This window comes from Paenibacillus sp. FSL R7-0333 (genome assembly GCF_038000365.1).
GTDB lineage: Bacteria > Bacillota > Bacilli > Paenibacillales > Paenibacillaceae > Paenibacillus_AQ > Paenibacillus_AQ silagei.
The window spans coordinates 3,529,230-3,554,572 of record NZ_JBBOBZ010000001.1 but is presented as its reverse complement, the minus strand read 5'-3'; the positions used below and the strand labels follow the sequence as shown (position 1 = coordinate 3,554,572).

Sequence of the window (25,343 nt, the reverse complement as noted above, 5' to 3'; positions counted from 1 at the left end):
GCTCCCAAATTCCCCCGTCACTCTTCCCTATCTGTATTGTTTCAAATTAATTTTATCATCAGCCCTGCCCTCACGATGGCACATACTGCACAGTTAAGCCCACCTCGAACATCCGGTTCCATGGCATATAGCAGTCGGTGATCTTAACGCTCCCCGAAGGGCTGTGAATCCGCACGGCCAGCTCTTCACTCAGCCGTTCCTGTACACGGGCAGCCACACGGCCGCGCGGTCCGTCCAGTTCGTATTTGCCATAGCCCATCTCCTGCACGGGTCCTTCACTGAGCTCTCCGCGCACTACTGAACAATAGCATACATCCTCGGCATAGCGGAGCGCCAGGAAATCCAGATGTCCTTGTGTACGTCCGTAGATCAGATAGATCATCGCCTGCGAGATTACGGTCCCCAGCGAATTGGAGCTGGTATTCCAGGCGGCATATCCGGCCAGATCGAACAGGAGGTTCTTCTGCCGCAGCATCTTAACCAGCTTCTGATCACCGCCATTGGCATAGCCTACGTCCGCAACAGCCACCGGCATCTCCTTGCTCTGCAGAAGGTAGTCCCCGTACTCTACAAGTTCCATCAGGTTCCGGTATACGTCATAACTGTGAAAAGCATGCTTCTGCGACACCGTCTCCTCCATCGTCTCCCCCGGCGTACTGACCAGCAGAACCAGGTCTGCCTCGGCAGCACTGGATGCGATCAGCCCCCCGGCGGCCAGGATCTGATATTTCAGCGTCTCATAGAAAAAGCGGTCCTCGAACAGCGGCGTCACGAATGCCCCCTGCACAGCGGACAAACGCGGGTAGATCATCGGCCTCCGCCCTTCGGCCTTGTTCAGCATCCGGGCGAGCAGCGTGCAGCCTACCTCATCTGCTCCCGGATACATATAGACCTTAAGCTCCAGATCAAGCACACTAATCCTCGCCCGCACCTTCTCCTGATCCTTGGCGGTATGCCCATACGGCGCCGAATCATCCTGCGGTACAATCATGAAGTCAATCACCCCGTCCCGGACCAGCTCCAGCGCCTGCTTGTTCGCTTCAATATTAATCGCCCGGCGGCCGAGATAATCCTGCAGCACCTCGGCTGGAAGCCGGTGATCAATATCCGCCAGCTCACGGATCTCCTCATCGGTGGCGATTCCCAGCTCCAGCCGGTGGCCGATGAAGCCCTTGCGGAAAATCTCCCGGCCCCAGTCGGCATAATAATCCGGTTCCTCGTCTGATAGAGAATACTGCGGACAGCGCATAATCAGCTGGAACGCATACAGCTTAAGCTGCGGATAACGCCGCCGGATCTCCCGCAGCCGCTCCAGGCGCGCAGCCAGAACTTCAAGCTCCAACTGGTGCAGCCGCGAGGGAATAATGCCGCCGTAGAGCAGCGTATCCAGCGCGACCACCGCCCCATCTGCTCCTTCGCAGGCAGCCTCGAACCAGGACCATAGCTGTTCAACATCTCCAGGGCGTTTCTTCAGCCCCATGATTTCACTTGGAGGCCGCTCCACCAGATATTCCGTACCTTTAGCCAGCAGATAAGGGAATTCATAATTGCAGGGCCGCTCATCGAGCGGAACCAGAATCAGCTTAGGGTGCTTAGACATGCTGGTCCTCCTCCTTCGTCTCCTTCTCCATTTCCGGCAGCTCGATCCCCAGCGCCTCAGCCGCACGCACAGCCGGATCACTGCCGAGCCGTACACCATAACTGCGGCAGGTCTCCAGGCACTTAAGCACATCTTTCCCAGCCAGCGGCTCCAGCGTATTCTCCAGTTGTCTGCGCACAGCCCGCCACAGCAAAGCATCCCCGATTGCCCGGCGCAGCCATGGCCCTGCCTCTTCGATGAACTTGGCATTCTCTAAGCCGCCAAGCCGCACGGCAGCCTGCTCCAGCCGGCTGAAATAAGCGTCCAGCCGCTCCAGATCGCGCTCTGCCAGCGCATCGTCCAGCTCCGGGTAGCCGCCGGAATACAGGCGGCTGTTCAGATTCTGGCGGCAGAAGAACATCATGTCCTCCGCAAGCTCCCCGGCGAATTCACGCACGGACAGCTCCCAGGACAGCTCCGGCATGTAACGCTCGCTGTTCCACATATAATGGGCCATCGTGTGAAGCGTGATCTTGGAGCATTCCCACTGATTCATCGGATTGGCAACGACCGCTGTATGCCCGTAATTGCAGAGCCGGGAGCTGCGCCCGCGCACCGGATCGAGGAACAGCCGGTCCTTATCGCAGTCATTCACCGGAATATTGTCCCACAGCCACAGCTCATGCCCGTAAAAACTGTAATTATCCTCCGCATGCCCCCGGCCGATCTCCGGGGCGAAGACGAAATAGCCGGTCCAGAACACTTTGACAGCGGGATGAAGCTGCTCCCGGATATCCTTCTTGTACTCCGTATTCCAATACGACCAGTATTCTGAAGGACACATAGCCAGGGTGAAGTGCGGCAGACATCCGGCTAAGTAATCATAGACCCGGTTCGTCACATAGGCATGGGCGGTCCCGGAGCGCTCCAGGAACTGCTTGTTGTCGCCTTGGAGCACATAATCTATGTCATCCATCAGCAGGGCGAAATGCCGCACTCCAATCGCGATCATGGCTCCAAGCTTCTCCTCGAGCTTCGCGAAGTCGCCTTGGCTGCGGAATTCCAGATCATTGCCCGGGCTAATACAATAGTAGAAATCCACCAGATGCTTGTCGCATTCCTGCTTAAGGTCATGAATTCTGGCGAACACATCATCCGGGTACGGCTCACGCCATAGCTTCCGGTGATAGAGATCATCCTTCGGCGCGTACATGAAGGCGTTCATCCGGTGCCCGCTCATATAACTGACCGAATCCATCCGGTCCGCGAAGCTCCATGGCACGCCATAGAAGCCTTCAATAATGCCCCGCACCGGAAAAGAAGGCTCATCCTCCACCGTAACCACCGGCAGGCGGCAGCAATCCTCCTCCACGGTCAGGAGCATTTTCAGCGCATCCAGCCCGTACTTCAGTCCCCGACGGTTAGAGGCAGCGACAACAAGCTTCGCATCCTCTCCAATCACCAGCCGGTATCCATCCGCAGCAAGCCCGCCGTCATACTCCAGCATCAGCTGCGCATTGCCTTTATCAGCGGTGGCTACGCCCGGTCCGGCCGGTTCCAGAATTACGATGTCTCCGCCTTCAGCAAGTAGCCCAATTACATCCTGATTCATCGCATACCGCGAGGCCAGCTCACAGCGCAGCTGCGGGCCCTCTACCACCAGCTCTTTCCCTTGCGTATAATAGTCGCGGAACAGATATTGGCAGTCCCGTAACGAAATTCCCATTGAGTTATGCCTCCTTAGTTAGCCTTTTATCGCGCCGGCAATCCCTTCCATATAATACTTCTGCGTGAACAGGAACACGAGGATGATCGGCAGCACCGAGATCATGGTTCCGGCGGCAATCCAGCCGAAGTTATAGGAGAATTGCCCGTTCAGATACGTAAGCGCCGCAGCGAGCGGATACTTCTCCGGGTCCTCCAGGACGACAATCGGCCACAGGAAGTTGTTCCAGAACGCCATGACCTCCAGTAATCCAATCACCGCAATCCCCGGCTTGACGAGCGGCATGACCAGTTGAATGAAGATGCGCAGCTCTGAGGCTCCGTCCATTTTACCTGAATCCCGGATGTCTGCCGGAATACCCAGGAACGTCTGCCGCATCAGGAAGATATTGAACACGGACACCGCTGCCGGAAGAACAACGCCGAAGAACGTATTGCCCAGCTGAAAAGCCTGAATCGTCAGATAATGCACAATCATAGCGGTGGCCGACGGAATAATCATGGTCGAGATCAGCAGCGTGAAGACCAGGTTCCGGCCCTTGAACCGGAAGGCCGCCAGCGGATAAGCCGTCAGACAGGATAGAATAATGTTGAACACGACTCCCAGCAGCGTGATGATGACCGTATTCAGAATGTATCGCGGAAAATTCATGAAGTTCCACACCTGCACATAGTTATCGAACGCAATGAAGGTGGGCAGAATGGCCGGCGGGTTCGCAAACACGTTGCGCCCGGGCATCAGCGAGACACTGAGCAGCCACAGGAACGGCCCCATCATGAACAGGGCAAGCAGGATCAGCAGCAGATAAGTGATTAGAACACGCAAGCTACGCGGCATCAATAGGAATTCACCCCGCCTTTCCGGTTCAGTCTGAATACAAGTACACTAAGCGCTCCCACCATCACACTGACGATCAGCCCGAGCGCCGAGGCATAGCCGAAGTTGAACTGCTCCAGCCCTTTTTGGAAAATATAGACGCTTGAAGTTAATGTGGACGTCCCCGGTCCGCCCTTGGTCAGAATGTAGACCTCATCGAACACCCGGATCGCGCCCATCACCGAGATCAGCGTGCAGAACAGAATATGCGGGCGCAGCAGCGGCAGCGTCACATGTACAATCAGCCGCAGCGGCCCTGCACCATCCACTCTTGCCGCCTCATACAGATCTGCAGGAATGCCTTGAAGCCCGGCCAGATAGAGCATCATGTAATAGCCGAGGCCCTTCCACATCGTAATGAACATTAGAACATACAGCGCCGTGCTGCTCGTCGATAGCCAGGAGACCTGCTCACTGATAATCCCTGCCTTCAGCAGCAGGTAATTGACCACTCCGTTATTGCCGAGCAGCCAGCTCCAGATCAGCGCCACCGCAACCATCGAAGTGACGACCGGTATATAGTAGGCGGCCCGGAACATTTTGACTCCAGGAATCCGGCTGTTGACCAGAATCGCCATTAAGATCGAAATGATCTGGATCACCGGCACAATCAGCACATATACCAGTGAATTCCACAGTGAAATCAGGAAATTATGATCCTGGAAGGCCCGGGTGAAGTTATCCAGACCTACATAATTCGTCTCGGTAATGACAGAATAATCTGTCAACGAGAGCGGTATGCCGTAAATAATCGGCCAAAAGGTAAACACCGCCAGAAACAGCAGTCCCGGCGCCATAAACGCCCATGCGGTAAAAGATTCGGACCGAAACCCCTTGTACACCTGCTACACCTCCCACTCCTTCAAATACCCTCAAAATATATCCATTGGGGGAGAAACTCCCCCTTATCGCCTGTACTTCAGCAGCTTAGGAACCCTGACTGATAATAGTATTGACTTCCTTCTCCACCTTGTTCAGCGTCTCCTTGATATCCGCGCCGTTCATCAGAATCTCCTGCAATCCCCGCGCCAGCGCAGAGTTGATATCTGCGGCGCTTGGAACGCCGACCATGTAATCGGTAGCCTTATCCAGACTCTGCGAGGAAGCCACCTTCGCTTCAGCTTCCAGAGAGCCGTCAGACTCGGTGAAGAACGGATCCTGAATGGACGCCTTGCTCGATGGCAGCGTGTTGGCGGCCTTGGAGAAGGCTGTCTGGTTCTCGGCATTCGTAAGGAAGGCAGCGAATTCCACCGCCTGCTGCGGGTTCTTCGACTTCTGCGGCACGACCAGATTCATCGAATTGGAGAGACGCAGGTTCGCCTTGCCTGTCGGCAGCGGGACAGCAATGGTATTCTTGTAGACATCCGGCGCAGAGGTCTTAATGAAGTTGATGAACGTTGGACCGGACAATTGGAAGGCTACCTGCTCACCGGAGAAATACTGAATCTGCTTGCTGAAATCCGCGTCCTCCTTGAGCACTACTCCTTCCTTCATCAGGTCGCGCATCTGGGTAATCATCGCCTCTGCTTCCGGCGTATTGAAGGCGGCGGCTGTCTTGTCCTCATTCAGGATTGAGATGCCGTCGATGGGGAACAGCTTGGAGACCAGCTGCTGGGCATACCCGGCTGCTCCCGTCTTCTCATGAACCTGACGCGCCCACTCCACCAGCTCCTCGCGGGTCTGCGGCGGACTGGCCGGGTCGAGGCCCGCCTTCTCCACAAGCTTCTTGTTCATGAACAGCACTTCTGTGCCAGTGTACCAGGGAAGTGCATAAGCCTTGCCATCGAATACAGTGGAATTATAAATGCCCTCAAAATAACTCTTCGCCTGCTCATCCGTCAGATACTCGCTCAGATTCAGCAGCGCTCCCTTGCTGCCTAGCTGGCTGGCGAACTCGGTGTTCAGATTCACGACATCCGGGCTCTTGCCGCTGGCCGTGCTGGTCAACAGCCGCTGCGAGATGGCATCATAGGGATAGTCCTTCCACTCCACCGTTACTCCGGGGTGGCTGTCCTCATACTGGGTGATCAGATTATTGAAGTAATCATTGAACGTTGGCTGAAGTGCAATCGTCCAGAATTCAAGCTTCACCGGCTCCGCCGCAGCCGTAGCTTCAGCGCCCGTGCCGGGTTCTCCGGTGCTTCCGGCATCCGGTGTCCCCTTCGTATTGCCATTTCCTCCGCAAGCCGCAAGCAGCATAGACATGGTCAGCAGCAGCGATACTGTGAAGCCCTTTCTGTTAGTTCCCACACCACATTCCCCCTCAGATTAAGTGTAAGGCGAGCGCCCTTCCCGCGTCAGGTTCCTGACTTATTGCTCCCTCTTTGCAATGAGTATATCAGAAATTTTAAATAAATGAAGTATTTTTCCTAAATTAAATTAAAAAAAGAAATAATTTTTCTTTTTATGCCCGCAAAACAGCCTCCGCCAACACCGGAAGCATCTTCCCGGCAAGCGGAGGCTGTGCATAAAATATAATAGAATAGAATATCCCCTTCATTCAGCTCCGGCCTCAGCCAGCCATTGCTTGAGCGTATCGGGATCCCCGATCTCTCCGACCACGACTCTGCTTATCTCGCCCGCCTTATTGATGATATAAGTTGACGGCAGTGCATTGACGCTATACGAGGAAGATATCCTTCCGGTAACATCGATAATGACGGGAAAAGAGAATTGTTGCTCCGCCATATACTCCAATACCGTCCCCCTGGATTCTCCTGCGTTCACGAACAAGGTCTCGACTGGAAGCTCAGCGGATTGGCTTAGTTCATTTAACAGCGGCATTTCCTGCATACAAGGCTTGCACCAGGTCGCCCAGAAGTTAAGCAGCACGACCCGGCCCTTGTATTCGCTGAGGCGCACCTTCTCCCCCTGCAAGGTTACCGCTTCGAACGCCGGAGCCGAAGCACCTGCGGTTATTCTCCCGGCCGGAGGTTGGCTGGACTGCTGAAGATATACCCCGGTTCCGGCAGCAAAGGCAGCGGCAATAATCAGCAGAGTAACGATCCGGCGCAGCTTCATCCCAGCCCCAGACTATGGTGAAAGGCGGCATACAGCGAACCGAACTCTGTACGGATCTCTGCCGTAGTGCCTGACCCCACATGCTTGCCCTGATTCAAGAAGACAATCTGATCGGCCACCCGATCCGCAATCTCCAGCTGATGAGTGGAAAAGAGGACCGTATGCCCCTCTTCCCGGATGCCCTGCAGCAGCTTCACGAATTCGTTCATCCAGAACGGGTCCAGCCCGTTAGTCGGCTCATCCATAATCAGGAGCGGCGGCTTCGCCAGCAGCGCTTGCGCGAACAGCACACGCTGGCGCATCCCCTTGGAGAACGTGGTCACCAGGCTGTTGCGCTTATCCGCAAGTCCGACTAGAGCCAGCACCTCCTCTACCCGCTGTTTGCGTCTGGGAATCCGGCGCAGCGCCGCCCAGAAATTCAGCAGCTCTTCCGCAGACAGCCCGTGGCTGAACTGATAATCATCCGGCATATAGCCGATCTGCATGGAAAAGCGCTTGCGGGATTGCTTCCACTTCAGCCCGTTTACCGTAATTTCGCCTGAAGTCGGCTGTAGAATGCCAGCTACCATCCGCAGCACCGTGCTTTTGCCGGCCCCATTCCCGCCGCACAGGGCAAGTATGCTGCCGCCTGGAACCTGGAAGCTGATCTCTTCGACCAGTGTTTGTCGCCCTATGACCTTGGTAATCTCTTTCACCTGAATTAGCGGATTATCCACGGGAACGCCCCCTCTCCCAGATCCAATATACCGCTAAGATGGACAGCAGCACCCAGGCAGCGCAGACCCCGAGGAACAACAGGCTGCCGCCCGGGCGGCTAATCCATTCCACCCACTGATAATATTCCGGCCCCAGAACCGACCCTCCGCCCAGCTTCACCACCACGAACAGGCGCACCAGCTCCGCCGGATTAAGCATCGTCAGCACAATCAGCGCTGGCTTGATCCAGAGATACGGGAGCAGGCCGAGGCCTGCGATCAGGAATGTCGGCCAGCCGATCACCGCGAAGAACCAGAACGCTACAGAGATTGTCAAGGCCTGCCAGCGGTTGCGGGATAACGAGCCGATGATGAGGGCTAGGGTCAGGAACAGCAAGACCAGACCTGCCGAGAAGGCCAGGAACAGGAAGTAAGTGTCCGCCGCAAAAGCCATCCCGAGCAGACCGCTGAGCAGCCCCATCAGCCCGTAACCAAACGCTACAATCGTCAGCAGGACAGCGGCTAGCCCGGTGTATTTTCCCAGAACGAAGGATAAGGTTCCAATGGGATAGGTGGATAAGAGCTGCCAGCTTCCGTCTTCCCGTTCCGAGGTCAGTGAGAAGGAGCCCAGAAATAACGTCATCAGCGGCAACAGATACAGAATCAGGCTCAGCATGGAGCCCGTAACAGCCGTATAGCCTTCCACCGCGTTATTCGCATGGATCAGCAGCAGCCCGAGACTGAAGGTACAGAATAGGGCCAGGAAGGAATAGGCCCACGGGTTGCGAAAGCCCATCTTAAGCTCTCTGCGGGCGATATGCAGAATGTCAGCCATACTCACATATCCGTCTCTTCGGAATGCGTGCCTTCCTCTGAGCTATGCTCCTCCATATGACCTTCCCCGCTCTGCATGTCCATGTTCATCATATCCTTGTTCTGCTTCCATTCATGGGAGGCCAGCTCTCCGGCGGTCAGCACAGTGCCTAGCGCCTGCTCCTTCACGAATGCTTCTGCTGCCGCCTTGTCCTTGAAGCTGATCACTCCATAAGCCATCGGTGTACGCAGAGAAGCGTCATACACATAGCTCGCCTTGCTGAATTCAATCCAGCTCTTGTCGTTATAGTCGCGGACATAATCCATACCGATCTGCTCCGTGCCATTACTGGTCTTCCACTCATTCATGCAGCCGATATCGTCGAACTTGTAATTCTTGCCGTCCTTGGTCGTTAGCTGAGTGGCGTAAGCATCATCCTTGACCTGCATATTGCAGACCACACAGATATCGACGTCTTCATTAATCGCTACCGGTTCGTATTTCTTCTGTCCGCAGGCCGCGAGGATCACCAGACTCATTGCTACCATCAAGACCAGACTCCATCGTTTCATAATCGCAGTACCCCCAAGTATATGATTGTAATTACAGATAGGAACAGCAGCAGCCAGCCCGCTACCATGACCGTGCCTTGTCCGCCTGCCGCCTGATCCGGGCTAACTGTACCTGCCTCAAGCTGCATGAGCGGCGCTGAATCGGTGGACCACCCTGCCGAACCGCCGGTGTACATATCGCTCAGGAACGTCATCCCCGGTGACTGGAAAAACAGCTGATACGCTGCATTCCCCGCAACCAATTGCTGATAGAAGGGGTTGATCGCATATTTCAGGTCGCTGACCCCATCCCCCGTGAGATCCAGTCCGCCAAAGGCATCCCAGTAATTCCCGTTCATCTCATTGTCCCTGCTGCCTGTGGCCTGGGCCTCAATGACGTTTGCCACAAACCCGTTACGCTCAAAGCGGTTGCCCTCTGCATTCTCGAACTGCACACCGATATAGTTGCGGAGCACCAGATTCTGCTGCAGCTTGTTATCCGAGGACTGCTGCATGTAAATCCCCACCCGGTTGCCTTCCACCCGGTTGTTCATAATCGCGGAATTTCGTACATCGTAGAGCAGAATCCCCTGTGAATGCACATTCCGGCTCTGCTTGCGGAAGGAGTTCCCCGACACCACCACACCCGTAACACCCATCACCATCGCGCCGGTAATGTTGTATTCACCGGTGTTGTTAGTGACCTTCGAGCCATTGATATACATGCAGTGGACCCCGTACCGCAGATAAGCAAGCTTGTTCTGGTCCACCACCGTATTGCGGCTGTTCTCCAGATAGATGCCATCCCGCAGATAAGCGATGTCGTTGCCCCGGATCACAGCGCCGTGAGAGTTATAGAGATCGATCCCGTTGCCTCTCGTTCCCGGTGCTTCTCCCTTGGGAATGAACCAGCTTATTGTATTATCCGAGATCACCCCGCCATCGGCTTCACGCAGGAGTATTCCGTACCCTGCCGAATGAATGACCAGCCCCTTCAAGATGACCCTATCCGCTTCAACGCGAACCGCCGCCGCTTCTCTGTCGTTATTCTGCTGAATCTTCAGGTTCTCAAGCCTTACACCGTCTGCAACGATCAGCACCGCCGCCTGTTCGTCCTTAGCCGTATGCAGCAGAATCGCCTTGCCGTTACCGTTAATTGTCAATCGCTTATCCAGCCGGACCGGACCGGAATAAGTTCCCGGAGCCAGAGTGATGAGATCTCCCTCACTAGCTGAATCAATGATGGGCTGGAGCGGAAGGACTCCGGTGCTGGTGTCTGCGCTTACAATGGTGCCATGATTGAAGGAGCAGATTAACATGCTTAGAATCATGAAGACGAGAACCCTGATGCTGATGGAGCATTCATACCTTTTCACTACAAGCATTGTTCACCCCCACTGTAGGATGGTTTCTTGTGCAAACCCGAATTAAGTGTAAATAAAAGGAATTGAAGTGCCTATAGCCCAAACTGGCTATACCAGCTAGAGTCTGTGACCATTCTGTGATTTATATCATATCCTCTCTTAATATTCGAAAAAGACACTCTTTAATTAAAGAGTGCCCATTTCCAGCTAATATAGAAGCCGTTACATGCTGCGGGACTAATCTTTTACCGGGGTGGAAGGATAAAGCTGTTGAATGAGCAGTATCCCGTCATACTGTTCGCGCGGGATCATTGTCTCATTGAGGACTCCCCATGCCTTGGCGGTACGCGGGGTGTACATCCATTCCGTGGACGCGCTTAACGTGGTGTCTCTTAAGTTGATAAACTGCGCAGCGCCCATGCCTGCACCTATAATCTCTTCAAGACTTCCCTTGTCATGCGGCATAATCTGCTCCACCTTACCGTTGTTCTTGTGCGCACTTCCTTCATAAGCATATAATCCGATCACATAGTTATCTTGCTTCAGGGACCAAGGCAGCAGCTCCCCCATCGTAGGATAGGGTGTCTGATCATAACCGAATCCATTATGCTCGGTAATCATCGTAGAATTGTGTTTGCGGATATGGTAGTTGTGTCCCCACAGAATAATCTTTTCCCCCGGATAGGCTGTGTTTGCGAGCCAAGCCACATTCCCTGCCATCACGCGATCTCTCTCATAGCTCCCCTGCTTAACGTGCTTCTCCGGGTCTACCCCGGCCAGCAGCCGTACAATATGAGGATGGTAATAATCCAGCATATCGATCCTGTTCTGGAGCACACGCTCAAGAGTCGGCACCAGCTTGGGCTGTTTGGGATAGACTTTGCTTAATGCTGCTTTATGATCTTTCACGAATGCCTGGAAAATCATATATTTGCGCTTGATTGCATCCTTCTGGGCTGTAAACTCTCCGATATCATCAATCATATTAAGCTTCAAATACCATTCTTCCGTCCGGGTAAACGCTTTGGCTTTAGAAGAGTCCACCCCGGCAAACCATTGTTCAACAAATGTAATAAAAGAGTCTGTGGCGGCTTGGGAGTCAAACCCGGTCAGCATCAGCGGATGATCTGAACGGCTCTGCTCCGCTATGTACTCGAACAGCGGCAGATTCTCTTCCACCTGCCATACGCCGTAGATGGAGTTCTCCATCAGCTGTTGCGGCTTCAGCTCCTGAACCTGTGTATACGCTGCGGCAGCATCCGCCAGGTTGGACTCGAAGGCGATGACGTTATAGCCCAGCTTTTCATGCAGATACTTAATTAGCCTTACCTTCACCGAATTATATTCGGCGGCCCCATGCGAGGCTTCGCCCAGGCTCACGATCCGTTTATCCGCCAGAATCGGCTGAAGAAACGCCAGATCGGAATAAGTGTCGCCCTTCTCAGCCTTAACAGTTGTGATGATGTTCGCAGTAGCCCGGACGTTCTCCTTCCAGCCGGCCTCTGCGGACATCGTACTCGCAGCGTCAGCTGCAGGCGCCCCTTCCGCATGCACAGCTCCCCTAACGGTAATTAGAGTGAAACTGCACAAGACTGCTGACAATACTGCTTTGCGAAGCAATGGATTCATGATGTTAACCCTCCCTTTGTAGATGTACATCAGCTTATCAGGTGAAGGTTAAATCGAGCGTACTGCCCTGTTTAAAATTAGTTTAAGTTCGGACAGCTGTGGCATAATGCATTCGGTTTTTTGCACACGGTTGAACCTCAAAAAAGCCCTTGAAAGTATCAAGGGCTGTAATGCCGTACGCCTGCGCTTATTGCTGAATTGCTTTGAACGACTCGGTCTGGCGGGTAATTCCCTGCTCCGCCGCGAAGCGCTCGATGCTGGAAGCGCCGAAGAATCCATGGATGCCCTTCGTCCGCTGAATGACATAAGCCGCATCCTCCGGCTCGGCAATCGGGCCCCCGTGGCAGATAATCATAATCTCCGGGTTGACCGCCCGTCCGGCTTCGATAATCGCCTTGATACGCTCTACACAATCGTCCAGGGTCAACGCGGTTACTGCGCCGATGGTGCCCTTGGTGGTGAGGCCCATGTGGGCGACCAGAATATCGGCGCCCGCCTCTGCCATGGCCCGTGCCTGTTCAGGGTCGAACACATACGGGGTGGTCAGCATATCCAGCTCATGGGCGATACGGATCATTTCGACCTCCAGGCCGTAGCCCATCCCGGTCTCCTCCAGATTCTGGCGGAAGACGCCATCGATCAGACCCACAGTAGGGAAATTCTGCACACCGCTGAAGCCCTGCTCCTTCAACTGCTTTAGGAATACCTCCATCACCCGGAACGGGTCGGTGCCGCATACCCCTGCCAGAACGGGCGTATCCTTGACGACAGGCAGCACCTCCGAGCCCATCTCCACCACAATCTGATTCGCGTCGCCATACGACAGCAAGCCTGCCAGTGAACCGCGTCCTGCCATTCTGTAACGGCCGGAATTGTACACAATCAGCATATCCGCTCCGCCTGCCTCACTGCTCTTGGCGGTAATCCCCGTGCCTGCCCCGACACCGAGGAGAATCTTGCCCGCCTTCACCTCTTGTTTGAATCTATCCATAATCTCAGCTCTAGTCTGCTTATTCATTAGTAGCTCCTCCTTATTGTGGGGTTCAGGCCTTCGCGGCCTGCATGAGATCAATCAGCTTCCGGGCTGCCGCCTCGGCAAAGGCCGGATCATTAATCGCCAGGTCCACTTCGATCAGTTCAACTCTTGAGCGGTCCACCTGCTGGCGCAGGGTATCGAACAGCATCCGGTCCTCTTCAGGGCCGTAGAAGGGCTGACCCTCCACATCAATCGCCGAAATACCGCCAAGCGGCAGCATAAGCACCGTACTCTCCGTTGCCATATTGAGCTTCTCGGCCAGCTTCCTGCCGAGCTGTTCATTCTCCTCCACGGTCGTCCGCATCAGGGTGACTGTAGGGTTATGATGATAGAATTTGCGATCCTTGAACTTCTCCGGTACAGTATCTGCGGGGCCGAAGTTGCACATGTCCAGGGCGCCCACCGAGACGACCTGCGGAATGCGGTTGCGGCCTGCGGCCTCCAGGCGGTGCGGTCCTGCGTTCAAGACGCCGCCGATCAGTTCATCTGCCCATTCGGTGGTGGTTAAGTCCAGCACCCCTTCAATGAAGCCCGCTTCGATCAGCGCCTCCATCGATTGTCCGCCGATTCCGGTAGCATGGAATACCAGCACCTCGTAGCCGCGCTCCTCCAGGTATTTGCGCGCTTCGGTCACACACGGCGTGGTTACTCCGAACATGGTGGCTGCGACCAGCGGCTTTTTCTCCGGTTCATAGTCTGCTTCGAACAGGAGCATGCCCGCGATGGCAAACATCGCATTGCTGAAGATCCTGGTCGAGATCGAATTGAGGCCTGAGACATCCACCACCGACGGAATCATCATAATATCGCTGGTCCCGACATAGGGAGCCGTATTTCCTGATGCAACCGTGGATACCAGCACCTTCGGTACGCCAATTGGCAAGGCTCTCATCGCAGGGGCAACCAGTGAAGTTCCGCCGGTACCCCCGAAGGAAATGATGCCGTCAAATTTCCCCTCCTGGTATAACCGGGGAACAAGCTGCTCCAGTCCTTTGGACAACACTTCTGTAGCTAACGCCCGGTCTTTCTTCGCGGCAAGCTCGTCCAGCTCCATCCCTGCGGCGGATGCGACCTCCCGGTTAGACACATCGGGTTGAAAGGCTGGCTCGAATACACCGGTATGGATCATCAGGGCTCTGAGACCCAGCTCCTCTGCAAGCTTCTTGATGTACAGGTACTCCTCACCCTTCGTATCAAACGTTCCAGCTATGGCGATCGTCTTCATTCTGTGGCCTCCTCGTATACGAATCATAGATTCATCATACCGGGCAATTTTATGGATGAAAACGCTTTTATGTCCTATGTTTTTGTGTTTAGGTTAGATTTGTACTGCTTGGGCGAGCAGCCCATGAGCTTTTTGAACATTCTGCTGAACTGGGCATAGTCGGGGTAGCCGACCATTGCGGACACCTCAGATAATTGCAGGTGCGGGGCCTGGAGCAGTATGGCAGCCTTTTGCATACGGAAGCCGACCAGATAGTTCTGGAAGCTGCACCCTACCTCCTTTTTAAACAAGCTGCTCAAATAACTGCGCGATACATGCGCTACCTTAGCCAGATCCGCGAACACTACTTCCTCGCTGTAATTCTGGGCGACATATTCTTTGACGAATTCTACGTAATCGTAATGCCGGGTGATGCCGCTGAGCATTTTGACCATGAGATCATCCTCATCCAGCTTGCCCAGGCGCTTGAAATCGCGGGTAATGGCCGTAATGGACTTCTCGGAGGGAATCCGTTCAAAGGCAGAGCCGCCAATGTAGCCCATAATCTGATTAGTATTGCTGTACATATACTGGACATCAACCGGAGTCTTGACCGGGCCGCCGTAGATCATCTTAATGACTTCAGGCTTAACCTCACCGCAGGCAGTGAGAATGCGCAGCGCCTTCGCCTTGGCAGCTTCCAGAGAGACCACCTTCCGCGCCCCCAGCAATCCGCCTACGGTCAGGCCGAGATGCACACAGATCACATCCGCTCCCGCCTCTGCCATCTGGACCGCCTGGGCTTCGTCGAAGACGAAGGCCACTGTGAACAGCTCCTGCTGATGAGCCAGACGTATAGCCTCCACCTCCCTGTCATAGCTGATGCCGTCTTCCTCCAATGCCTCTCTGAATACCCCGTCAATCAGGCCGACCGTCGGATAATTATTCACTCCCGCGAAGCCTCTGGCCTTAATCTCTTCTATATACAGGGACATTTCTCTCGTTGGATCATTCGCATTCAGCCCGAACAGCACCGGAGTGTCTCTAACCAGCGGTACAATCTCCTTCGAGGCAAAATCCATCACCATTTCATTACTGTTGCAGAAGGGCAGGAACCCCGCCAGCGAGCTTCTCCCCATCTGCCGGAACTTGCCGGAGTTCAGCATTAGAATGAAGTCTGCTCCGCTGTCAGCGGCAACCTTGGCTGTAATTCCCGTACCTGTCGAGACACCGATAATGTGGTTGCCTTCGCGCAGCTCTGACTGAAGCCGCTCCAGTATGGCTGTTCTGTTCAAGCTCTATCCCCTCATCTCTCCAGCAGAATTCCCAGCAGAACATACGCAAGCATGATCCCGCCGGCTGCATAATCCATCAGTGCATATTTTAGCAACCTATAGGAAGTCCGTCCCTTCCCGTTCCCGTAAGCCCTTGCCTCAATCGTCATCGCCAGCTGCTCCGCCCGCGCAAGGGTGGTGACGAGCAGCGGAATCACTAATTGGATGTAAGCCTGTACCCGGTTAAGGCCTTTGGTATCCTTGATATCATACCCTCTGGCCTGTTGCGCCACAAGAATGCGGTCCAGCTCCTGGGTAATCGTGGGGATAAAACGAATAGCCAGCATAACCGTCAAGGCCAGCGCTTCCACCGGAACGCCCAGACGGGATAACGGCTTGCACAGCTGTTCCAGACCTTTGGCCAGATCGAGCGGTTTCGTCGTTAATGTCAGGATGAGCGCAAGCGAGACCAGGAGCAGAATCCGCCAGAATGCGAAGAGCTCATTCCTGAGTCCTTCCTGGTTGAACAGGAGATGATAGAGCATTGGCAGCAGCAGGATGAATAGAATCGGCCGCAATGCCCGTAAGAGCATACGAAGAGGGATTCTTGATAATAGGACCTGTCCCCCGGTGAGGACTGTCGCTGCAATATATCCGGAGGGCGCCTGGAGGTGCATACTGCCCATTGTGAAGGCCGCAAGGAGGAGCAGCTTCGTTCGCGGATCAAGCCGGTGGATGACAGAGTCTGAGGGGACATACTGCCCGAGTACAATTTTATCCGTCATCGTTCAGAGACCTCTTGCCTGCCAGATAGCATTCACCATTCGAAAAATCTCCGCTTCCCTGCAGCTTGCGGGCTGGGGCTTCCCTCCAGAACATTCCCCGATGATTCTCAAGAGCTGAATCGGCTCCGGTACAGGCAGACCGGCTTGCTCCATGCGCTCCGCATGCTTCAGGAACAGTTCATTTACCTCCCAATGTCCTAACAAGCGGCCCTGTCCCATAATCATCACCTCATCCGAGTATTCGGCAACATCCTCCAGCTGATGCGACAGGAACAGCACGGTCCGCTTGTTCTCCTCCTGCCACTTTTTTAGCCTCCTGAGCAAGTCGTTCTTGTTCCCGGGATCAAGCCCAGCGGTAGGTTCATCCAGAATAAGCAGCGCCGGCCCGGCGATCAGCACAGAAGCGATAGCCACAAGCCGCTTAATTCCCCCGCTGAGCTGCAAGGGATGCTGCTGAAGCAGGGCTGCGGGTAGGCCCATCTGTTCCATAACCTGCTTGATCGCTTGCTCCACATTCGCCCGGGATTCCCCTTTCATTGTAAGCGCAAAAGCCAGCTCCTGATTCACCGTTGCCGCAAACAGCTGCTGCTCCGGATACTGAAAGACATAACCGATGTGCGGCACAGCCTTCAGCCTGCCCTGCTGATCCTTTGGCAATGGCTGCCCACGATAGCTATATTCGCCTTTGCTGATCGGTAGCAGACCCTTGAATACTTTGGCGAGGGTGGATTTGCCGGCCCCGGACTGACCGATAACCGAAATCCACTTTCCCTCCTGTAACGTGCAGCTTACGGATTCAAGAATGTCCCGCCCGTTCATCTTCACACTTACATCCTGCAATGCGTAGACCATAAGGTTCTGATCGTCTCCTTCCATTCTGCATGCAGCGGAGCGTCCAGCCCGAGTGCCTGAAATAATCTTACGGCAAAAGGAGGCGCAAACTGATGCTCCGTCATGCTTACACTGCTGAACAAGCCGGAGGGCGTCCCGTCAAAAGCCAGCTCTCCCCGGCTGAGCAGCAGCACACGGTCAGAAGGCAGTATCTCATCCATATGATGGGTAATGTGGATGATCGTCAGCCCTTGCCGGTGAAGCGTGTGCATCACCTGAAGAAGGTCCTGCCTGCCCTGCGGATCAAGCATTGAGGTGGCTTCATCCAGGATGAGGATGGAGGGCTCCATTGCCAGAACAGCTGCAACTGCAACCCGCTGCTTCTGCCCGCCCGACAGCTGATGCGGAGCGGCGTCCATATAGTCTTCCATATGAACGGCTTGCAGTGCACGGGTTGCCCGGCTGAGCATTGCGGCTCTCGGGACCCGCAGATTCTCCAGCCCGAAGACCACCTCATCCAGCACGGAAGCCGTAATGAACTGATCGTCAGGATTCTGGAAGACCAGTCCAGCCCGCTCACGGATGCTTACGAGATTCTGGCGGTTCAAGGTAATCAGCCCTCCCAGCCTCACCTCTCCGGCTCTTGGCAGCAGCAATCCGTTCATTAGCTTGGCGATGGTGGATTTACCGCTGCCATTCGCGCCGATGATGGCAACGAATTCGCCTTGGCGAATGTCAAAGCTGAGCTGACGGAGCACCGGTTGCCCTCTCCGGTAAGCGAAATCTACCTGGTCAAAAACGAGCATGGGCGAAGCTTCTTCCTGCACGGCCTTCATGTCAACCCCTCTACCGCGCGGCTCTTCATGAGCTGGCGGGCGATTTTGCCGGAACCGGTATAGCTGAATTCCTCTACGTTAATCAACTTCTTAGGCAGCTTATAGCTGGCCAGATAGGGCCGGCAATACTTCCTGATCTCATCAAGTGTAAGCCGTTCCCGGCCCTGCCACTGTATCAGTAACGTTACCTGCTCCCCCCAGCGTTCATCCGGTATGCCGAACACCATCGCTTCCCGGATATCCGGATGGCGAAGCAGCACTGCTTCCACTTCTTCCGGGAACACCTTGAGCCCCCCGCTCTTGATCATGCTGCCCGCGCGTCCGGCCAGGCGCAGATGCATCTGCCGGTCCTGATATACGTAATCCCCTGTGCGCAGCCAGCCGTCCCGGAATACCCGCGCCGTCTCTTCCGGCAGGAGATGATATCCGGAGAAGATCATATCGCTGCGGATGTATAGCTCCCCCACCGTGCCTTGAGGAACTTCGCGGAACTGTTCATCGCAGATCAATAGCTCTACACCGCTGAACGGCTGGCCCAGGGAGTCCTGCGGCTCCGCTCCGGTAAGCTCCAGATAGCTGATGTAGCTGGCTTCAGATGAGCCGTAATACTCATAGAGCCTAACCCCGTTGAACCTCTCGCGGCACTTAGGTATAGAAGACACAGGCCATTTGCCGCCGGAGCTAATCAAGGCCTGGATGGACACCCCGGCGTTGCTTGACTCCGCTTGGCGCAATAACGCCTCGGTCATAGCGGGCACAACGAACAGAATCATATCCGGTACACGGGAGCACAGGCTGAGTACGCGCTCTGCATCAAATTCCGGAAGGAGATGGAACGTGGCTCTGCTGTACAGGGATTGCAGCAGGGCGAACAGCGACAGCGAATGCACGAACGGTCCGGGCGCAAGCACATGCTGCATCCGGTTCAGGCTGAACGCCTTCTCTGTAGCCTCCAAGCTGCTGAACCACGACTGATGGGTCCGCATATACCCCTTCGGGATACCTGTAGTACCAGAGGTATACCCGATGAACAGCAGTTCTGGGCTATCTGCGGCTTCAGCCTCCGGCCCGAAGCCTGCCGCCCAAGCCTCATAGCTGCCGGAGACCTGTCCCCTGCCGAAATAGATCTGGGGAATTCCGCTGCAACGACCAGTCAGATCAGCTGCGAAGCATGCTTCACTGACAATCAGCCCGGGAGCGCATTGCCGGATGACCTGCTCCAGCGCTGCTGGAGACCATTTCGGGTCCAGCAGCACGGGAATGCAGCCTGCATAGATAGCACCAAGGACAAATTCGGCGAATTCCATGCGGTTACCGGACAGAAGCGCAACCGTCTGATTCGTGTGTCCGCCCTGCCGCAGACCGCTGGCAACCTGTTGAACCCGCTTCGTGAGCTGCTCATAGGTACAGTCTTCGTGTCCATCTGAAATTGCAATACGGTGAGGGACGAGTGCGGCACGTTCCAGAATGTGTTCTGCCAGATTCACCGGAATCTCACGCCCCCCTCTTCTCCTCAACCGGACTGAACGCCCGGAGCTGCATGGTGATGACAGCGGCCAGCAGAGCCTTGATCAGATCTCCAGGCAGAAAAGCCGCAGACCCGGCAAGTCCGGTCCAGAGCGGAGTATTCGTAATCCAGGCCATGGTCGAAGCGCCGATTAGATTAACGAGCAGAACGCCAAAGATCAGATTAACGGCGAACAGCTTCCAGGCCCGGAGCTTCGGCCAGACCGCTTCAGCGAACCAGCCGATCAGCCCGGCGGCCAGCGGCCAGCTGAACAGATAGCCTGCTGTCGGTCCAACGAGTATGGCCAGCCCGCCGCGTCCGCCTGGTAATACCGGCAAGCCTAACGCGATAAGGATAAGGAAAATGACCAGGCTGAGTGCGCCTGTCCGCCAGCCCAGAAAACAGCCGGCCAGCATGACGCCAAGCGTCTGGGCAGTGACAGGTACAGGAATAATGCCTAGCGATACGGGCGGAACCAAGCCTAGCACCGCGATAAGCGCGGCGAATAAGGCCGCATAGACCAATTCTTTGATTCTCAATTCAATAACCTCCACAAGATAAGATACAGGAATTGGGCGGCTTCCGGTTAGGGAGTCCAGCCAACAAGCTGAATTATAGTGGAGGACGCCTTCATTGTAAACCACGAATTATCAATAGGTTCACAATAAGGATGTGAGTATACCTGATTTTTCTAATGATCCTAAGCATGTTAATATATTTAAAGAGATGAGATCGGAACGTTAGACTTGTGGAGGGTTATAGGCATGACAGTTAAAGAACATATCCTGGCTTTACTGGACAGCAATAAGGGTGAATACTTCTCCGGCGAGGACATCGCCGGGCGGTTATCCGTGACGCGCAGCGCAGTGTGGAAGGCCATCAAAGCGCTGCAGAGTGACGGCTATTCCATTCAGGCCGTCACCAATAAGGGATACTCCCTGTCCCCCCAGACGGACATTCTGTCCGCCGCAGCAGTCGCCAAATACCTGGATGCCAGGGGGCAAACGCTGCGGCTTGAAGTTTTCAAGAGCGTGGCTTCCACGAACGAGCTGGTGAAGGCGCTGGCTTCCGGCGGTGAAGCGGAAGGCAAAGTCATCCTCTCGGAGGAGCAGACCGCCGGGCGGGGCCGGAAAGGCCGGCCTTTCTTTTCCCCTGCGGGGACGGGCATCTATATGAGCATTCTGCTGCGACCCCGGCTGTCGGCGGCAGATGCTACGCTTCTGACTACCTCTGCTGCCGTTGCGGTGGCTCTGGCGATCGAGAGTGTGTCCGGCCTCAGCACGCAGATCAAATGGGTGAATGACGTATTCATGAACGGTAAAAAGGTGTGCGGAATCCTCACCGAGGCTTCCCTGTCCCTGGAGAATGAGTGGCTGGATTATGCCGTACTCGGGATTGGGATCAACGTGGCGCTGCCCGCAGCGGGCTTCCCCGCCGGACTGTCTGAGATTGCAACCTCTGTATACAAGGAGGACAAGCCTCCTGGCGATCTGCGCAACCGGCTTGCCGCTGAAGTGCTGAACCGTTTCTTAGGCTTTTATGATCAGCTCAAGGACCGGCTGTTCCTGCCGGACTACCGGCAGCGCATGATGTCCCTGGGCAAGACGGTCATGGTCATTAAGGAGAATCAGCAGCAGCAGGCCACTGCTGTAGATATAGACAATGACTGCCGCTTGAAGGTCCGGTATCCGAATGGTGATGAGGAATATCTGTCCAGCGGCGAAGTTCGTATTCTGCTCTAACGCTTAGAAACCACAATTCGCAAGAGTTACATGCGGGTTGTGGTTTTTTTGTGCCGTTGTTCCAGCTCGGATATTTGACATGTGAATCAATTATCGATATAGTGTGAATTAGTTCACACCCCATATTAAAGGAGGAAGCGATGCCGAAAAATACGTTCTTTCGATTGGATGAAGCAAGGCGCGAGGAAATATCGGACAAGGCTATGCAGCTTTTTGTGGATCATCTTTACGAGGATATATCGATGAAGATGGTGCTGGATAGCTTGTCCATGCACCCCGGAACCTTCTACCGTTATTTTGAAGACAAAGATGACCTGTATTGTCACTTAATCCGTAATGTGACCCGGAAAAGAGCTGCGTATTTTAATAACAGTACTGAGGATTCCCTTTTCCGCTCTTTCCTTACCGGCTTATTTGGTAACGTGAATGGCACTGCGGCCGAGCCGCTGAATGAGCTGGAGATCAAGCTTACTGAGACTTTTTTACACATTCCCGAGGACATACTGCTGAAAGTATATCTGAACGTGCTAAAGGGCGAGTCCTTCCCCTTGATCAAGGACATTATACGGCGGCTGAGGGTTGACGGATATCTCCGGCCTGATATTGACGACGACCTGATTTCATTTATGTTCGAATCTATGCAGTTTAATTTAGTCATGTTTTATAGGGAATTCGGGATTAAGGATTCTCAGATGCAGCATAAGCTTAGCAAATACTTTGCTGACTTTATGGGTCATGGTCTGCTTGAAGATCATAAATATTCCGAGCTGGTTAGCGATATTAAAAAAGCAAAGGAGTAGAAGTGTATGAACAAGCATATGAGAACTTACGAGGTTTTTCCAGCACCTGTTGGCAGCTATACGGTTGGCCGGACTCAGATGGATCTGGAGTACATGGCTTCGGACCATTCCACAAGAGAACTGACGGCGTTCGTATTCTATCCGTCTGACAGCAGCGAAGGTAAAGCTACATCATCATACATGTTTCCTGAAGTCTACGGGATGTTAAAGGATCAGCCACTGGTTACCGGGTATCTTACAGGGGGTTATTTCTCTATAGAGTTCAAGACCCGGTGTTACGACGATCTTGCTCTCTCCGCAAAGGACAAGCGCTATCCGGTGTTATTCTATGTTTGCGGCGGGGGCGGTTCACCGGAATGGGGCACAGTGCTCTGTACAGACTTGGCCAGCCTTGGATATGTTGTGGTTAGCATCGGCCATCCAAATAGTACAATGTATAAGCGTAAAGACGGACGTCTGTATAATGTATCCAAGGGTTTTTCGGAGGCTATCATAGCGTTGTCTGAAGATCCGGAGATGCAGGCGCTGGCTGGTAAAATGGAAATGCGGCCCGACGATGATACAGCCGTTCAGATGTGCCGTAACGTGCTTGCACTCCCGGTAATTGCCAAGGTAACAGAGTATAGTGAATTACAGGCGGAAGATATACGGTTTGTAGCCGATCATCTGTATAAACTGGACGCTGGAGAGCTGGATTCTATCTTTAATGGCAGACTGCTCTTTGACACCGGCATGGGTATCGTCGGGCATTCTTATGGAGGGCTTACGACGGCGATGGTCTGCCGGGATGACGACCGGTTCACCTGCGGAATTGGCTTGGATAGCGGTGCGTTCGGTCTTCTGGATAGCGACCTTAAGAAGCCCTTCCTCCTGCTGTATCGTGAACCCAACTACAACATGAATGCGGTCATTGGTGCTAACAATAGCAGGGAAACCTATTATTACTCTGTTGACCGGGTTGCGCATTTAGATTACTGCGACATTGTTTTTACCAGTGCTAATGAAGTACTCAGAGGCGAACGGGATGCGATGGAGATGCGAAATGTGGTTACAGATTATACGAAGACCTTTTTTGATTATTACCTCCGGCAGAAGGCGGCAAGTGTAGACAGTCTGGCATATGATGGCGTGGACTTGGTCAAGAAGACCAGGAACAAATGAGCCGTACAGTCTCAATTTTCACCGGCAACAGAGAAATATCTACCCGGCGCTGAAGTTCATATTCTGTCTAAAACGCCAAAAAACCGCACCCCGCAAGCAATGTCTGCGCGGTGCGGTTTTTCAATTGCGGCTTAGTTATGGCTTATGCTTTAATTACGGCTTATGAATGCTCCAGTGCTAAAATCACTTGCTCCCCTGCGCCTGCTGGGTAGGCCCGTAATTCGCCGCTCCGGTGAAGTGAACATCTTCCGGCGTGGGATACACTTTCGGGATGCGCAGATCCCGCTGATATAGTCTCAAATGCTCTCCCCGGGGAGAGATATCCACGACATCACAGCCTCTCCAGTATACCTTGTATTCCTCACCGCGCACCGTCTCCTTCACAGTCAGCGTTTCTAGCAGATGCTCCAGCTCTACAGTATCCCCTGCTCCAACACTACGGATAACAAGCAGGTTCCCTTCCCTCTCAGGTGTGCAGAAGGCTCCGTTAATCTTCATGCTGAGGTTCTGAGCCATCCAGTCATAGACCCGTACTGCAACATCGCATGGCTGCTTGGCTGTGATGGACATATAGCCCCGGTCGGGATAGCTCATGGTGACGGTCGCCTCCTCCGTCTCCTTATCCACCGGCATATTGACGATTACCATTCCGTCATGGAATTCCACCGCCCGGTTCCATACGATCTCAAGGGCCACCGGAGCCATGCCGACGCAGCAGCCCGCAATGGAACGGAACTTGGATAGCGACATGGAATTCACGAGCGAGCCACCGGTGAAGCCCCCGATCATTCTTGTATCAATCTCCCTGTAGGTTATGCCTGCTTCGTCAGGCCGGGTGTTGTCTGTGACCACGTAGGAAGATACCTTAAGCTGATTCTCCACCAGCTGGTTCCGCGCAAACAAGGTCATATCCTCCCAATATTCCTCATACCCGGCCAGAATCAGCTCATTCGCACATTCGATCATATCCTTAATACAGCAGGTCTCGCAATGCTCCTCATGCGGCGGATGCCACTGGGCATATTCCGGCACCCAGCCGAAGGAGGAGGACAGGCTGCGGATATAATCATAGATTCCTTTACCTGCGGTAATATACCGCTCCTTGCCTGTTACCCGGCCCAGACGTACCAGCCCGGAAGCTACCCAGCCTGCGGAATGGACATGTCCGAAGAATTCCATCCTGTAATTGAAATAGCGCGAAGGTCCGAGCAGATGGTTGGCAATGCCCGTTGCCAGATCAAGCGCGGCCTCATCTCCGGCAATTTCATATCTGCGCACCAGAGAATGCAGGATAATGGCATTGCGGATCGCCTGCTCCCCCCGCCCGGTATGCCTGGACAGCTCGAAGCCGCCGTCCTTCAGGTACACATCATTGGGGAATTCGTACAGCGGCTCCTGCTCCTCATAGTCCCCCGACCAGAACGTTCGGACCTTCCGCTCAATCACCAGGGAGCGCATTCCCCTCACCAGCCCGGCCGCTTTGCTCTCCGCCTCCTCATCCCCGGGATCATTCTCCAGCATCCGGTTCAGCGCGGGAAGAATATAGCCCATTTCGTGAAAAGAGCTATGATTCGTATGCGTCCACGGATAAGGCTCATGAAAGCGCAGGCCGTGCTCCCCCCAGGACTTCATCAGATGACGGTAAAAGGATTGCTGCACCGCAGCGCCTTCCTCCGTCTTCAGCATTTTGCGCACCGCATCGATGGCCTCATACCAAGAGCCGACCAGCTCCGCATCGTCCACCCGGCAATGGGCAGCCTCGGCAGGCTTCTTATGCGGCAGTATAAGCCAGTAGGGTAGATTGTCTTCCTGCTCATCCACCATAGAGGTCAGATACCCCAGAACGAGCTTGGCGTTGTGTAACGGTGTGAACTTTTCGTAAGCTTGACTTGACATGTTGTCTTTCCCTCCG

23 protein-coding genes are annotated in these 25,343 nt (G+C 54.4%); 3 read left to right on the top strand and 20 right to left on the bottom strand.

What is annotated here, in order from left to right:
- Positions 1–70: 70 nt before the first annotated feature.
- The 19 genes from MKY86_RS14750 to MKY86_RS14660 all read right to left on the bottom strand — a co-directional run bounded on the left by MKY86_RS14750 (position 71) and on the right by MKY86_RS14660 (position 20,267).
- Positions 71–1,600 (bottom strand): DUF4127 family protein, encoded by a 1,530-nt coding sequence (locus tag MKY86_RS14750; protein WP_076075372.1) that lies wholly within the window; start codon positions 1,598–1,600, stop codon positions 71–73.
- Positions 1,593–3,305 carry a beta-N-acetylhexosaminidase family protein gene (locus MKY86_RS14745; protein WP_076075374.1) on the bottom strand — a complete coding sequence of 571 codons (1,713 nt, stop codon included), beginning with the start codon at positions 3,303–3,305 and terminating at the stop codon, positions 1,593–1,595. The genes MKY86_RS14750 and MKY86_RS14745 overlap by 8 nt, the downstream gene beginning before the upstream one ends.
- 18 nt (positions 3,306–3,323) lie before the next feature.
- On the bottom strand, positions 3,324–4,142 hold the full coding sequence (locus MKY86_RS14740; RefSeq protein ID WP_081751222.1) for a carbohydrate ABC transporter permease: 819 nt from the start codon (positions 4,140–4,142) through the stop codon (positions 3,324–3,326).
- On the bottom strand, positions 4,142–5,023 hold the full coding sequence (locus tag MKY86_RS14735; RefSeq protein ID WP_076075377.1) for a carbohydrate ABC transporter permease: 882 nt from the start codon (positions 5,021–5,023) through the stop codon (positions 4,142–4,144). Before MKY86_RS14735 ends, MKY86_RS14740 begins: the two co-directional genes overlap by 1 nt.
- Positions 5,024–5,108: 85 nt before the next feature.
- Positions 5,109–6,431 (bottom strand): ABC transporter substrate-binding protein, encoded by a 1,323-nt coding sequence (locus MKY86_RS14730; protein ID WP_340827106.1) that lies wholly within the window; start codon positions 6,429–6,431, stop codon positions 5,109–5,111.
- A gap of 246 nt (positions 6,432–6,677) precedes the next feature.
- Positions 6,678–7,202: a TlpA family protein disulfide reductase gene (locus tag MKY86_RS14725; RefSeq protein WP_076075380.1), complete on the bottom strand. Its 525-nt coding sequence runs from the start codon at positions 7,200–7,202 to the stop codon at positions 6,678–6,680.
- Positions 7,199–7,918 carry an ABC transporter ATP-binding protein gene (locus tag MKY86_RS14720; RefSeq protein WP_036727007.1) on the bottom strand — a complete coding sequence of 240 codons (720 nt, stop codon included), beginning with the start codon at positions 7,916–7,918 and terminating at the stop codon, positions 7,199–7,201. The genes MKY86_RS14725 and MKY86_RS14720 overlap by 4 nt, the downstream gene beginning before the upstream one ends.
- Positions 7,911–8,732 carry an ABC transporter permease gene (locus MKY86_RS14715; RefSeq protein WP_076075382.1) on the bottom strand — a complete coding sequence of 274 codons (822 nt, stop codon included), beginning with the start codon at positions 8,730–8,732 and terminating at the stop codon, positions 7,911–7,913. The genes MKY86_RS14720 and MKY86_RS14715 overlap by 8 nt, the downstream gene beginning before the upstream one ends.
- A gap of 2 nt (positions 8,733–8,734) precedes the next feature.
- Complete coding sequence (locus MKY86_RS14710) at positions 8,735–9,283, bottom strand: nitrous oxide reductase accessory protein NosL (RefSeq protein ID WP_076075385.1); 549 nt, start codon at positions 9,281–9,283, stop codon at positions 8,735–8,737.
- The gene (locus tag MKY86_RS14705; RefSeq protein WP_340827104.1) at positions 9,280–10,647 is read right to left on the bottom strand and encodes a NosD domain-containing protein; all 1,368 of its coding nucleotides are present in this window, start codon (positions 10,645–10,647) and stop codon (positions 9,280–9,282) included. The genes MKY86_RS14710 and MKY86_RS14705 overlap by 4 nt, the downstream gene beginning before the upstream one ends.
- Positions 10,648–10,863: 216 nt before the next feature.
- Complete coding sequence (locus MKY86_RS14700; RefSeq protein ID WP_340827103.1) at positions 10,864–12,255, bottom strand: erythromycin esterase family protein; 1,392 nt, start codon at positions 12,253–12,255, stop codon at positions 10,864–10,866.
- Between the two features lie 187 nt (positions 12,256–12,442).
- Positions 12,443–13,273 (bottom strand): phosphoenolpyruvate hydrolase family protein, encoded by an 831-nt coding sequence (locus tag MKY86_RS14695; RefSeq protein WP_076075390.1) that lies wholly within the window; start codon positions 13,271–13,273, stop codon positions 12,443–12,445.
- Between the two features lie 25 nt (positions 13,274–13,298).
- Positions 13,299–14,516, bottom strand: a complete 1,218-nt coding sequence (locus tag MKY86_RS14690) for a Tm-1-like ATP-binding domain-containing protein (protein ID WP_076075393.1) — start codon at positions 14,514–14,516, stop codon at positions 13,299–13,301.
- A 74-nt stretch (positions 14,517–14,590) separates the two neighbouring features.
- Positions 14,591–15,790, bottom strand: a complete 1,200-nt coding sequence (locus tag MKY86_RS14685; protein ID WP_076075396.1) for a phosphoenolpyruvate hydrolase family protein — start codon at positions 15,788–15,790, stop codon at positions 14,591–14,593.
- Positions 15,791–15,801: 11 nt separating this feature from the next.
- The gene (locus MKY86_RS14680) at positions 15,802–16,554 is read right to left on the bottom strand and encodes an energy-coupling factor transporter transmembrane component T family protein (protein ID WP_076075398.1); all 753 of its coding nucleotides are present in this window, start codon (positions 16,552–16,554) and stop codon (positions 15,802–15,804) included.
- A 3-nt stretch (positions 16,555–16,557) separates the two neighbouring features.
- Positions 16,558–17,406, bottom strand: coding sequence for an ATP-binding cassette domain-containing protein (locus MKY86_RS14675; RefSeq protein ID WP_076075401.1), 849 nt, complete (start codon positions 17,404–17,406; stop codon positions 16,558–16,560).
- The gene (locus tag MKY86_RS14670; protein WP_340827100.1) at positions 17,382–18,221 is read right to left on the bottom strand and encodes an energy-coupling factor transporter ATPase; all 840 of its coding nucleotides are present in this window, start codon (positions 18,219–18,221) and stop codon (positions 17,382–17,384) included. The genes MKY86_RS14675 and MKY86_RS14670 overlap by 25 nt, the downstream gene beginning before the upstream one ends.
- Positions 18,218–19,708: a class I adenylate-forming enzyme family protein gene (locus tag MKY86_RS14665; protein ID WP_076075403.1), complete on the bottom strand. Its 1,491-nt coding sequence runs from the start codon at positions 19,706–19,708 to the stop codon at positions 18,218–18,220. Before MKY86_RS14665 ends, MKY86_RS14670 begins: the two co-directional genes overlap by 4 nt.
- 7 nt (positions 19,709–19,715) lie before the next feature.
- Positions 19,716–20,267, bottom strand: a complete 552-nt coding sequence (locus MKY86_RS14660; RefSeq protein WP_076075406.1) for a biotin transporter BioY — start codon at positions 20,265–20,267, stop codon at positions 19,716–19,718.
- 225 nt (positions 20,268–20,492) lie between these two features.
- Here MKY86_RS14660 and MKY86_RS14655 point away from each other — a divergent pair, with 225 nt between their 5' ends.
- From MKY86_RS14655 to MKY86_RS14645, 3 genes are all read left to right on the top strand, one after another.
- Complete coding sequence (locus MKY86_RS14655; protein WP_076075408.1) at positions 20,493–21,470, top strand: biotin--[acetyl-CoA-carboxylase] ligase; 978 nt, start codon at positions 20,493–20,495, stop codon at positions 21,468–21,470.
- Between the two features lie 140 nt (positions 21,471–21,610).
- Positions 21,611–22,270, top strand: coding sequence for a TetR/AcrR family transcriptional regulator (locus tag MKY86_RS14650; protein ID WP_076075411.1), 660 nt, complete (start codon positions 21,611–21,613; stop codon positions 22,268–22,270).
- 18 nt (positions 22,271–22,288) lie between these two features.
- Positions 22,289–23,431 (top strand): alpha/beta hydrolase, encoded by a 1,143-nt coding sequence (locus MKY86_RS14645; protein ID WP_076075763.1) that lies wholly within the window; start codon positions 22,289–22,291, stop codon positions 23,429–23,431.
- Between the two features lie 183 nt (positions 23,432–23,614).
- On the opposite strand, the gene MKY86_RS14640 is transcribed toward MKY86_RS14645, so the two are convergent.
- The gene (locus MKY86_RS14640; RefSeq protein ID WP_076075414.1) at positions 23,615–25,327 is read right to left on the bottom strand and encodes a beta-L-arabinofuranosidase domain-containing protein; all 1,713 of its coding nucleotides are present in this window, start codon (positions 25,325–25,327) and stop codon (positions 23,615–23,617) included.
- Between the last annotated feature and the right edge of the window lie 16 nt (positions 25,328–25,343).